This is a genomic window from Streptomyces sp. NPDC127129 (assembly GCF_042671585.1).
GTDB lineage: Bacteria > Actinomycetota > Actinomycetes > Streptomycetales > Streptomycetaceae > Streptomyces.
In genome coordinates this window covers 165350-177582 of sequence record NZ_JBHXTV010000001.1, presented here as the reverse complement: position 1 = coordinate 177582, position 12233 = coordinate 165350, and the positions used below count along the sequence as shown (strand labels likewise).

The window sequence follows — 12233 nt, the reverse complement described above, 5'->3', positions numbered from 1 at the left end:
TCCGGGCAGCCGCAGGCCGGCACCCCGTGAACGCCTTCCGCGCGCACCACTTCGCCGGACTGGGCTGTCGCGCCCGCTGACCGGCATTCCGCCGACGCGCCTTCGCGCGTCCGCACCGCGGCGTTGACCGCCGCGCACCTCCCTCGGACTCCGGCCCGGCACCGGAGCAGTCTCCGGACCCACACCGGAGCAGTCTCCTGACCGACACCGGACCGATCCCCGGCCCGGCACCGGAGCAGTCGCCGGGCCGGTACCGCGCACTCTCCGGCCCGACGTCTGTCACGCCTGCGAGCACACGCCCGTCAGGTGACTCCGCGCGCCCCGACGCCGTCGCGGCGAACGCCGCCGTCTTCGACATGCCCGAAAGGACACCACCACATGAGCACGCTCTCCGTCCGCCCCGTCGCCGGTCACATCGGCGCCGACATCGACGGCGTGGACCTCGCCCGCCCGCTGTCCACCGAGACCGTCGAAGGGATCAGGCGGGCCCTCCACCGCCACAAGGTCGTCTTCTTCCGCGGGCAGCAGCTCGACCACTCCTCGCAGATCGCGTTCGCCCGTCACTTCGGCGAGCTCACCTACGCCCACCCGCACGACGACGCCCCGCCGGAGGACCACCCGGAGATCTTCACCATCGATCCGCGCCGCTTCGAGCAGCGCTACGGGAAGAACTTCCGGGACGAGTACCGCAAGCGTCAGTACAGCTACTTCGACGGCTGGCACACCGACGTCACCGCGGCGGTGAATCCGCCCGCCGGTTCCATCCTGCGCGCCGAGACCGTTCCGGAGGTCGGCGGCGACACGCAGTGGACCAACCTCGTCGCCGCGTACGAGGGACTCTCCGCCCCGGTCCGGGCGTTCGTGGACACGCTTCGCGCCGAACACCGCTACGGCGGCAGCCGGCCGGTGGGCGAGGACAGCGACTACGCCCGCCGCATCAACGACAACCTGCTCGTGTCCGTGCACCCCGTGGTCCGGGTGCACCCGGAGACCGGGGAGCGCGCTCTGTTCGTCAACCCCGGTTTCACCAGCCACATCGTCGGCGTCACCGCCGGCGAGAGCAAGCGCCTCCTGGACCTGCTGTACGCCGAGATCACCCGCCCCGAGTACACGGTGCGCTTCCGCTGGGAGCCCGGCCACGTGGCGTTCTGGGACAACCGCGCCACCGCGCACCTCGCCCCGCGCGACCTGGAACACCTCGACGTCGAGCGCCGGCTGCACCGGGTCACGCTGATCGGCGACGTCCCCGTGGGGCCGGACGGGCACGAGTCCGAACTCGTCGCCGGACGCCCCTTCACCGCCGACCACCGGGTCGCCGTCGCCTCCTGAACCGCCGAAGACAGGCCGCCGGCACCGCATGTGGATTCCCCGCCACACGGCGTCGGCGGCAACCCGTCCAGACCGCGCATCTGTCGTTGCGCCGACCAAGCAAAGGGCCCCGGTACCGTCATGTCCACCATTCCCTCAAGACCGTTGAACCGCCGAGGATTTCTCGCCCTGGGCAGCGGTGCGCTGCTGGCACTCGCGGGCTGCGCCTCCTCCGACGAGCCGGATTCCACGACGCTCGGCGCGCTTCCGGCCGCGTCACCCGACAAGAGCACCACCCTCCGCGTCGGAGTGAGCACGACGCAGGCCCAGCTGGCCGCTGAGCCGTCGCTCGGCCCGCTGCCGTTCTCCGCCGAATGGGTCCGGCTCAACGGCGGGCCGGAAACCATTCAGGGGTTCCGTGCGGGGGCGCTCGATCTGGCCGCCAACGCCGGGATGCCGCCGATCCAGGCGCACGACATCGGCGTCGACGCCAAGATCGTCGCCATCTCGCACAACACGGCGGTCACCTACATCCCGACCACCCGGCCGGGCAGCGACATCAGGACGGCGAAGGACGTCGTCGGCAAGAAGATCGCCTTCTCCCAGGGGCAGGCGCAGGGCGTCACGATCCTGAAATGGCTGAAGGAGAACGGGATCTCCTACAAGGACGTGACCCTGGTGCCCTTGCCGAGCGCCCAGTTCCTGACCGCTCTTCAGGGCAAGCAGGTCGACCTCGCCCCGCTGACCGAGCCGTCGCTGACCAAGTACCTGAAGCAGTACGAGAAGGATGGTGCGCGGACTCTGCCCACCGACGTACAGGACCTGCTGAGTCTGCTGTGGGCGCCCACGTCGGTGCTCGCCGACGACCGTAAGGCGGCCGCGATCCAGGCGTTCATCCCCGTCTGGGTCAAGGGCAACAACTGGTCCTGGGAGAACCCCGGGAAATGGATCGACTCCTACTACGTCAAGGACCAGGGCGTCACCAGGGACGACGGCGAACGGATCGTCACATCACGCAAGAAGCCGCTCTATCCGACGGACTGGGACTCCTCCATCGCCTGGGAGCAGTCGATCGCCGACCTCATGTCCGGCGCGGGCTTCGTCAGGAAGTTCGACGTCAGCGTGCTGTTCGACCGACGGTTCGAGCACATCGCCGCGCAGGCCGCACCCGCCGAGTACCGCGGGCAGGCCTGAGATGGGCGAGTACCTCTGGTACATCCCGAACACCATGGAACCCGGGCATCGCGGCGACGACGCCCTCGACGGCTGGGACACGCTCGACCACTCGACGGAGCTGGCGCGTGCGGTCGAGCACCACGGCTGGGCCGGGGCCCTGCTGGGCACCGGCTGGGGGCGACCGGACACCTTCACCGTCGCGGCGTCCCTCGCCGCCCGCACGACGACGTTCAAGCCGCTCATCGCGATTCGGCCCGGCTATTGGCACCCCGCGAACTTCGCCTCGGCCTCGGCCACGCTCGACCGGCTCAGCCGGGGCCGGGTCCTGGTCAACATCGTCAGCGGGCTGGACGACGCCGCGTCGTACGGCGACGGCGAGTTCGACCGGTCGCGCCGCTACGAGCGCACGCTCGAGTTCCTCCGGCTGGTCCGCCGTCTGTGGAACGAGGAGGACGTGACGTTCCACGGAGAGCACTACCGCGTGGACAACTCCACTGTCAGGCCGCGGCCTTGGGGCGCCGAACAGGGACTCCACCCCCGGCTGTACTTCGGCGGCGCGAGCGCGGCCGCCGAGCGGGTCGCCGCGCAGGAGGCCGACGTCCAGCTGTTCTGGGGTGAACCGCTGGACGGCATCGCCGGGCGGATCGACCGGCTGCGCGCGCTCTCCGAGACGGTCGGGCGCAGACACCGTCCGCTGGAGTTCGGGCTGCGCATCACGACCGTCGTCCGGGACACCACGGAGGAGGCGTGGCGTGCGGCGGAGGAAAAGGTCGCCCGTATGGCGCAGAGCGGCCCAGGAGCCGAGGAGGCGTTCCGGCGACGTACGGCGGTCGGCCAGCAGCGTCTCCTCGACCTGGCGGCACGGGGTGACGTCCTGGACAGCTGCCTCTACACGGCGCCGGGCCGCTACGGGGGCGGCGGCGCCGGTACGACGTGGCTGGTCGGCTCCGCGCAGGAGGTCGCCGACGCTCTGCGGAGGTACCGGGCGCTGGGCGTGACCCACTTCGTGCTGTCGGACACGCCGTACAAGCAGGAGATCGCCCGGGTCGGCGACGGGCTGCTCCCCCTGCTGAAGGCGCCCGGCCGAACCGATCCGACATCGCCCACCGGCATCACCCGGCGGCCGCCGGCCGCCCACCCGACGGAGGCTCCGGTATGACGGCAGTGCTGCACGACACGACATCCCTGCGCGCCGTGTACGGCGCGTTCCCCACCGGCGTCACGGCGATCGCCGCCCTGATCGACGGGGCACCGGTCGGGCTGGTGGCCAGCTCGTTCACGACGGTGTCACTCGCGCCGCCGCTCGTCTCCGTGAGCATGGCGCACACCTCACGTACCTGGCCGGTGCTGCGCCGCGCCGAGCGCCTGGGCATCAGCGTGCTCGGAGCGGAACACGGGCCGCTCTGCCGCCGGCTCGCCGGTCCGAGTGACGAGCGATTCGCCGGAGCCGCGTGGCAGACCACACCGGACGGCGCGGTCCTGCTGCGCGGTGCCGGTGCCTGGCTCGAGTGTTCGGTCGACAACGAGGTCCGCGCCGGGGACCACGACATCGTCGTGCTCCGCGTCCACGACCTGCGCCTCGACAAGGCCGTGGATCCCCTCGTCTTCCACTCCAGCACGTTCCGCTCGCTCGCCCCCCGATCCCAGGAGCCCCGATGAACGTCGACATCTCCACCCGGACGGACGGAGGCCCGGCCGCCGTCACCGGCGTGTCACAGAAGGTCCCGCCGGCCTCCGCACCGCCGCCCCCGCCCCCGCCGCCGGACCCGGAAGCCCGCGGTCTGGTCCCCGCGCTCCAACGACGCCTCGGCCGCGGCAAGTCGGTCCCGTTCGGCCGGCTCCTCGGCCCGCTTCTGATCATCGTGGCCTGGTGGGCCGCCTCGGCGGCCGGCTGGCTGGACCCGCGCAAGCTGTCGTCCCCCTCATCGGTCCTTTCCTCCGCCCAGGAGCTGTGGACCAGCGGGCGGTTGCAGGACAGCGTGCAGACCTCGCTGAGCCGCGCACTCCTCGGCCTGCTCATCGGGGTCGCGGCCGGCCTCGTGCTGGCACTCGCGTCCGGGCTCTCCCGCATCGGTGACGCGTTCGTGGACGGCACACTGCAGGTCAAGCGCTCGATACCCAACCTCGCGCTGCTGCCCCTGCTGATCCTGTGGCTCGGCATCGGCGAGACGATGAAAGTCGTCGTCATCGCGCTCGGTGTGCTGGTGAGCATCTACATCAACACGCACGCGGCGCTGGTCTCCATCGACGCGCGCTTCGTGGAACTCGCCGAGGCGCAGAGGCTCTCCCGCTGGCAGTTCCTGCGCAAGGTCGTGCTGCCCGCCGCTCTGCCCGGCTTCTTCACCGGCCTGCGGCTGGCCGTGACCGCGGCCTGGATCGGCCTGATCGTGGTCGAGCAGATCAATGCCACGTCGGGAATCGGCTACATGATGTTCCAGGCCCAGCAGTACGCGCAGTCCGGGATCATCCTCGTCGGCCTGGTGCTGTACGGCACCTTCGGGTTCGCCTCCGACGCCCTCGTCCGCCTGGTGGAGGGGAGGGTGCTGTCGTGGCGACGTACGATCACCGCCTGAGCGGCGCCCCGGTGGCCGAGCACGTGGACTCGGCCGCCGTCCGCATCACCGACCTGACCCGGTCCTTCGGGGACCGCCGCGTGCTCGACCGCATCCACCTGACGATCGCCCGCGGCGAGTTCACGGCACTTCTGGGACGCAGCGGTTCGGGCAAGAGCACGCTGCTGCGCGCGGTCGCCGGTCTCGACCACGGTACGGTCGGCTCGGGGGAGATCCTCGTACCGGAGCGGGTCTCGCTGGTGTTCCAGGACTCCCGGCTGCTGCCGTGGCTGAAGATCCTCGACAACGTCGTCCTCGGTCTGCCCGGGAAGGACGCCCGAGAACGCGGACGCGCGGCCCTGGACGAAGTCAGCCTGGCCGGGCGGGAGTCCGCCTGGCCGCACGAACTGTCCGGTGGGGAGCAGCAGCGGGCCGCGCTGGCCCGGTCGCTGGTGAGCGAACCGGAGCTCCTGCTCGCCGACGAACCCTTCGGCTCCCTGGACGCGCTGACCCGCATCCGTATGCACCGGCTCCTGCGCCGCCTGTACGAAACGCACCGGCCCGCCGTGCTGCTCGTGACCCACGACGTGGACGAGGCGGTGACCCTCGCCGACCGGGTGCTGGTCCTCGACGACGGCGCCTTCGCCCAGGACCTGCGCATCGACCTGCCCGCCGAACGCAGCCCGGGGGACCCGCGATTCCAGCACTACCGCACCACCCTGCTGGGCGCCCTCGGCGCCCTGCCCGCCCACCGCTCGAAGGAACAGCCATGAGCAAGCGAGCCGAGAAACTCCATCTCAACGCCTTCCTGATGGGTGTCGGCCACCACGAGGCCGCCTGGCGGCTGCCGGAGTCGGACCCGTACGCCGGCTGGGACGTCGCGCACTACCAGAACCTGGCCCGCATCGCCGAACGGGGCAAGCTCGACTCGCTGTTCCTCGCCGACAGCCCGGGCCAGCAGGGCGACCCGGCACGCAGGCCGGCCGGACGGCTCGAGCCGACGGTGCTGCTGACGGCGCTCGCCGGGGCGACCGAACGCATCGGTCTCATCGCGACCGCCTCGACGTCCTACAACGAGCCGTACAACCTGGCCCGCCGGTTCGCTTCCCTCGACCATGTGTCCGCAGGGCGGGCCGGGTGGAACATCGTCACGACCGCCGGCGCGGACGCGGCCCGCAACTTCGGCCTGGACGACACGCCCCTGCACAAGGAGCGGTACGAACGCGCCGACGAATTCCTCGACGTCTCCACCAGACTCTGGGACAGCTGGGCCGACGACGCGATTGTGGCCGACAAGAGCGCCGGCATCCACGCCGACACCGCGAAGGTCCGCAGGATCAACCATGCGGGACGGTTCTTCCGCGTCGACGGCCCACTGAACGTCCCCCGCTCACCGCAGGGCCATCCCCTGCTGGTGCAGGCCGGTTCGTCCCAGAACGGCAAGGCCTTCGCCGCCCGGTGGGCGGAGGCGGTGTTCACGGCGCAGCAGACCCTCCAGGAGGCGCAGGCGTTCTACGCCGACCTGAAGAAGCGCGCCGCGGCCAACGGACGCGATCCGCACGGAATCAAGATCCTGCCCGGCATCGTGCCGGTGATCGGCGACACCGAGGCCGAGGCGGCCGACCTGGACCGTGAACTCGACCGGCTCATCAGCCCCGAGTTCGCCAAGCGGCAACTCGCCCGGCTGTTCAAGCTCGATCCGGACGCTCTCGACCTGGACGCCCCGCTGCCCGAGAACCTGCCGTCCGAGGACGAGATCGAAGGCTCCAAGAGCCGGTACACCCTGATCGTGGACCTGGCCAGGCGGGAGAAGCTGACGGTGCGACAGCTCATCGGCCGGCTCGGCGGCGGTCGCGGGCACCGGACGTTCACCGGTACGCCGGTCCAGGTGGCCGACGCGATCGAGGAGTGGTTCGACAACGGCGCCGCCGACGGGTTCAACATCATGCCGCCGGTCCTGCCGTCCGGACTCGAGGTGTTCGTGGACAGGGTCGTGCCGATCCTTCAGGAACGCGGGAGGTTCCGCACCGACTACACCGGTACCACCCTGCGTGAGCACTACGGACTGCCCCGCCCCGCGGACTCGTTCACGACCTCACCGGCCGTCGGAGAGTCCGCGTGACGATCACCCCGTGCAGGACCGCGGACCGTACGTCCCAGGCATCCCCCGGGCCGGGCACTCCGGGATGGGTACGTCGGCTCGCCCGGTACTGCCTGGCTTACCGCGCCGACCTTGCCTGGGCGTACGGCGCCGCGCTGGTCGCCGCGGTCGCCACGGCCGTACTGCCGCTCGTCCTGCGCCATGTCGTGGACGGGGTGGAGGCCTCCACGGCGCAACTGACCCCCTGGGTGGTGCTGCTGCTCGCCATCGGCGTGCTGCGGTTCGGGGCGAGCTTCCTGCGCCGGTACCGCTCGGGACGGGTGTCCCTCGGCGTGCAGTACGACCTGCGCAACGACGCCTTCGCCGCCTTGCTGCGCCTCGGCGGCAAGCAGCAGGACGATCTGCACACGGGGCAGGTCGTCAGCCGGGCCATCTCCGATGTGACGCTCATTCAGATGCTGTTGCAGTTCCTGCCGAACATGTTCGGCAACGCGCTGATGTTCGCCATGTCGGTGGCACTGATGGCGTCTCTCTCGCCGCTGCTGACCCTCGTCGCCCTCGTCGTGGGGCCGGTGCTCTGGCTCATCGCCTTCCGCAGCCGCCGTGACCTCTTTCCTGCCAACTGGCATGCGCAGCAGGAGGCGGCAGAGGTCGCGTCGACCGTGGAGGCGGCGGTCGCGGGCGTCCGCGTCGTCAAGGGGTTCGGGCAGGAGCAGCGCGAACTGGCCGAGCTGGAGCGGCGGTCGCGCAGCCTGTTCTCCTCGCGGGTCCGCGTCGCCCGGCTCACGAGCACGTACAACCCGGCGCTCCAGGCCGTCCCGGCCCTCGGGCAGGTCGCCGTGCTCGCACTGGGCGGCTGGCTGGCGCTGCACGGCAGGATCTCCCTCGGCACCTTCGTGGCGTTCACCGCGTACCTCGGTTCGTTCGTGACCCCCGTGCGCCAGGTGGCCATGCTGCTCACCGTGTGGCAGCCGGCGCGCGCCGGAGTGGAACGGGTGCTCGACATCGTCGACGCACCCTCCGGCATCACCGACGCACCGGACGCCGTCGACGTGCCGGACGGGCCGCCTGCCCTCGAGTGGGACGGTGTGGTGTTCGGCCGCGACCGGACGGCCGACCCGCTCCTGAACGGCTTCACCCTGCGGGTCGAACCGGGGGAGACACTGGCGCTGGTCGGTGCGGCCGGCTCGGGCAAGTCCACGGCGGCATCGCTGCTGCCGCGGTTCTACGACCCGGCCGCCGGGACGGTCCGGGTCGGCGGCATCGACGTACGTGAGCTGCGGTCGGCCGGTCTGCGGGCCCGGATCGGCTTCGTGTTCGAAGAGCCCCATCTGCTGTCCGACACCGTAGGGGCGAACATCGCCTACGGCCGCCCGGACGCCCTGCCCGCGGAGATCCACCACGCGGCGCGACTGGCCCAGGCGGACGGATTCATCACCGCGCTGCCGGACGGCTACGACACCGTGATCGGCGAGCAGGGCCTCACGCTCTCCGGCGGACAGCGCCAGCGGATCGCGCTGGCCCGGGCGATCCTGCACGACCCCGCCGTGCTCGTGCTCGACGACGCCACCTCCGCGATCGACGCCCAGGTCGAGGCGGCCATCCACACCGGGCTGCGCCAACCGGCCCGGCAGCGCACGACGCTGATCATCGCCCACCGGGCGTCGACGCTGGAGCTGGCCGACCGGGTCGCCGTACTCGAGCGCGGCCGGATCGTCGACATCGGAACGGCCGCGGAGCTCCAGGCGCGCAGTCCGCTCTACCGGTCGCTGCTGTCCACCGAGGAACAACCCGGCGAACTCGGCGTGGACGAGGCGTCCGCAGCACAGGCTCCCCGCCCGCGCGGCGTGACCGAAGAGCTCTGGCGCGGCGGCCGGGACACACCCACGACCGGGCGGGACATCGGCGTGCGGGTCGCAGCCGCCTACGCGCAGGCCGCCGCGACGTCCGGACCCGGCCGGACGGGGCACGGGGCGGGGCTGCTCGGCGGCGCCCCGCCGAGCGAGGAACTCCAGGACCAGCTGGCCGCACTGCCGCACGTGGACGCCGACCCGAAGGTCACGCCCGAGCAGGCACGCGCCTGGGACCCGGACTTCGGGCTGGCGTCGCTGGTACGCGCGTTCCGCCTGCCGCTGTTCGCCGGCCTTGCGCTCGTGGGCGCGGACGCCCTCGCGCAGATAGCCGTCCCGGTACTCGTCCGGCACGGGGTCGACAACGGCGTCGCCCGGTCCGCGCCGACGGCGCTGCTCCTGATCGCCGCTGTCGCGGCGGCGGTGGTGCTGCTCGGCTGGCTGGTCAACATCGCGCAGGTGCGGGTGACCGGCCGCACGGGTGAGCGCCTGCTGCACACCCTGCGGGTGCGCACGTACGCCCAGTTGCAGCGGCTCGGCCTCGACTACTACGAGCGCGAGCCGGCCGGCCGGATCATGACCCGGATGACCACGGACGTGGACGCGCTGTCGGCGTTCCTGCAGACCGGTCTGGCGACCTTCGTGGTCTCTGTGCTGACGGTCCTCGGTGTGCTCGTCGCCCTGCTGGTGATCGACGCCGGGCTCGCCGTCACCCTGCTGCTCGTCCTGCCGCTCCTGGCCGCCGCCACGGCGCTGTTCCGCTCGCGGTCGTTGCCCGCGTACCTCGAAGCGCGGGAGCGGGTCAGCGCGGTCAACGCGTACCTCCAGGAGAACGTGACCCTGATCCGGGTCACCCAGGCCTTCGGCCGTGAGGCGCACAACGCACGGGACTTCGCCGAGCTGGCCCGGGCGTTCCGCGACGCCCGGCTGCGGGCCCAGCGGCTGATGGCGACGTTCTTCCCGTTCGTCGAGTTCCTGAGCACGGTCGCGACCGCCACGGTGCTGGTGATGGGCGCCGGACAGGTGCGCGACGGCCGGCTCACCGCCGGAACCCTGATCGCGTTCCTCCTCTACGTCGAGCTGTTCTTCTCGCCGATCCAGCAGCTGTCCCAGGCGTTCGACGGCTACCAGCAGGCGGTCGTGGGCCTCGGCAGGCTGCGCACCCTGATGCGCGAACCGGTCGGCACGCCCATCGCCGCACGCCCCCTGCCCGTGCGTGAGCTGCGCGGGGAGATCGAGTTCGACCGGGTGTCCTTCGCCTACCGGGACGGCGGCCGCGAGGTGCTCCACGAAGTGACCCTGCGCATCGCCGCCGGGCAGACGGTGGCTCTCGTCGGGACGACCGGCGCGGGCAAGTCGACGATCGTCAAGCTCGTCGCCCGCTTCTACGACCCGACGACCGGCACCGTACGGGTCGACGGCACCGACCTGCGCGCACTGGATCCAGCCGGATACCGGCGTCGGCTGGGGGTCGTCCCACAGGAGACGTACCTGCTGGGCACGACGGTGCGCGACGCGATCGCGTACGGCCGCCCCGGCGCCACCGACGCGGAGGTGGAGGCCGCGGCGCGCGCGGTCGGCGCACACGAGATGGTGGCCGGGCTGCCGTCCGGCTATCTGACCGAGGTCGGAGAACGCGGCCGCGGACTCTCCGCGGGCCAGCGGCAACTGCTCGCGCTGGCGCGGGCCGAACTCGTCGACCCGGACATCCTGCTGCTGGACGAGGCCACCGCGTCCCTCGACCTGGCCAGTGAACGCCGGGTGGCCGCCGCGACGGCTGCGCTCACCCGGTGGCGCACCACCCTCGTCGTCGCGCACCGCCTCACCACCGCCGCCCGCGCGGACCAGGTGATCGTTCTGCGGGACGGCACGGTCGCCGAGGTCGGCACCCATCAGGAACTGCTCGCGGCCCACGGCCCGTACCGCCGGCTGTGGGACGCGTTCCGCGCCGCCGGCGCCGCGGCGAGCGTCGACCAACTCGCCGAATCCGGAGCAGCGTCCGGACGGCTGTCCATTCCCACGGAAGGAACGTCATGACCATCCCGTACCGGCCCTTCGGCCGCACAGGCGTGCAGGTGAGCGCACTCGCACTCGGCGCGATGAACTTCGGAGCCCGGGGCAACCCGAGCCACGAGGACGGGGTGCGCATCATCCACCGCGCCCTCGACGCCGGGATCAACATCATCGACACGGCGGACGTCTACTCGCAGGGCGAGTCGGAGGTGATCGTCGGCGAGGCGCTCGCAGGCCGCCGTGACGACGTCTTCCTGGCCACCAAGTTCCACGGCCGCATGGGGGAGGACGTCAACCGGTTCGGCAACTCGCGACGGTGGATCTTCCGCGCGGTCGAGGACAGCCTCCAGCGGCTGCGGACCGACCACATCGACCTCTACCAGGTGCACCGTCCGGAGGACGACACGGACTTCGACGAGACCCTCGGCGCGCTCTCCGACCTCGTCCGCCAGGGCAAGGTCCGTTACCTCGGCACCTCCACCTTCCCGCCGTCCCGGATCGTCGAAGGGCAGTGGACCGCCGAGAGGCGGGGCCGCGAGCGGGTGGTGTCCGAGCAGCCGCCCTACTCGATCCTGACCCGCGGCGTGGAGGCCGAGGTACTCCCGGTGGCACAGCGGTACGGCCTGGCGGTCATCCCCTGGAGCCCGCTGGCCGGCGGCTGGCTGACGGGGCGCTACCGAGCCGGCCGGCCGCAGCCGGAGTCCAGCCGCGCGGCCCGCCAGCCGGGACGCTTCGACGTCGACAGCCGGGAGAACGCGGCCAAACTGGAGGCCGTCGAGGCGCTCGCCGTCCTGGCCGAACAGGCCGGGCTCACCCTGATCGAGCTCGCCCTCGGCTTCGTGCTCTCCCACCCGGCCGTCACCGCGCCGATCATCGGCCCGCGCACGCTGTCCCAGCTGGACGAGCAGCTCGACGCGGCGGACAGCCCGCTCCCACCGGACGTGCTGGACGAGATCGACAAGATCGTCCCGCCGGGTACCACCCTCTCGGCACGCGACGCGGGGTACGTGCCGCCGAGTCTGCACGACACGACAGCACGACGCCGGACGGGCGGCTGACCGGTGGTCAGCCGGCGTGAGCCCTGCAGCACCTGGGGGCGGCTGACCGGGGCACGCGATGCGTTGTACGTTCAGATCGTCCCGCGTCAACGACCCCAGCAACACCCAGCCGCGGCTGCGCCGGGCCCGTTGGTCCGACGAAGGGGGCCGAGGCCTGTTCCTCATCGCCCGTCAC

The 12233-nt window shown here is 71.7% G+C and carries 9 protein-coding genes; all 9 read left to right on the top strand.

Translation table 11 applies throughout. The features are described from left to right. The first annotated feature begins 378 nt into the window (after window positions 1-378). The 9 genes from ACFVGW_RS00740 (at window position 379) to ACFVGW_RS00700 (ending at window position 12058) form a co-directional block, all read left to right on the top strand. Window positions 379-1329, top strand: a complete 951-nt coding sequence (locus tag ACFVGW_RS00740) for a TauD/TfdA dioxygenase family protein (RefSeq protein WP_385850159.1) — start codon at window positions 379-381, stop codon at window positions 1327-1329. 144 nt (window positions 1330-1473) lie between these two features. Then, window positions 1474-2502: an ABC transporter substrate-binding protein gene (locus ACFVGW_RS00735; protein ID WP_385850158.1), complete on the top strand. Its 1029-nt coding sequence runs from the start codon at window positions 1474-1476 to the stop codon at window positions 2500-2502. A 1-nt stretch (window position 2503) separates the two neighbouring features. Then, window positions 2504-3643, top strand: a complete 1140-nt coding sequence (locus tag ACFVGW_RS00730) for an LLM class flavin-dependent oxidoreductase (protein ID WP_385850157.1) — start codon at window positions 2504-2506, stop codon at window positions 3641-3643. After that, a complete protein-coding gene (locus tag ACFVGW_RS00725) occupies window positions 3640-4143 on the top strand; it encodes a flavin reductase family protein (RefSeq protein WP_385850156.1) in 504 nt (167 codons plus the stop codon). The genes ACFVGW_RS00730 and ACFVGW_RS00725 overlap by 4 nt, the downstream gene beginning before the upstream one ends. Further along, window positions 4140-5057, top strand: coding sequence for an ABC transporter permease (locus tag ACFVGW_RS00720; protein WP_385850155.1), 918 nt, complete (start codon window positions 4140-4142; stop codon window positions 5055-5057). The genes ACFVGW_RS00725 and ACFVGW_RS00720 overlap by 4 nt, the downstream gene beginning before the upstream one ends. After that, the gene (locus ACFVGW_RS00715; RefSeq protein WP_385850154.1) at window positions 5033-5809 is read left to right on the top strand and encodes an ABC transporter ATP-binding protein; all 777 of its coding nucleotides are present in this window, start codon (window positions 5033-5035) and stop codon (window positions 5807-5809) included. The genes ACFVGW_RS00720 and ACFVGW_RS00715 overlap by 25 nt, the downstream gene beginning before the upstream one ends. Beyond that, a complete protein-coding gene (locus ACFVGW_RS00710; RefSeq protein WP_385850153.1) occupies window positions 5806-7158 on the top strand; it encodes an LLM class flavin-dependent oxidoreductase in 1353 nt (450 codons plus the stop codon). The genes ACFVGW_RS00715 and ACFVGW_RS00710 overlap by 4 nt, the downstream gene beginning before the upstream one ends. Before the next feature lie 2 nt (window positions 7159-7160). Continuing rightward, complete coding sequence (locus ACFVGW_RS00705; RefSeq protein ID WP_385850541.1) at window positions 7161-11024, top strand: ABC transporter ATP-binding protein; 3864 nt, start codon at window positions 7161-7163, stop codon at window positions 11022-11024. Beyond that, window positions 11021-12058, top strand: coding sequence for an aldo/keto reductase (locus tag ACFVGW_RS00700; protein WP_385850152.1), 1038 nt, complete (start codon window positions 11021-11023; stop codon window positions 12056-12058). Before ACFVGW_RS00705 ends, ACFVGW_RS00700 begins: the two co-directional genes overlap by 4 nt. Window positions 12059-12233: the final 175 nt, after the last annotated feature.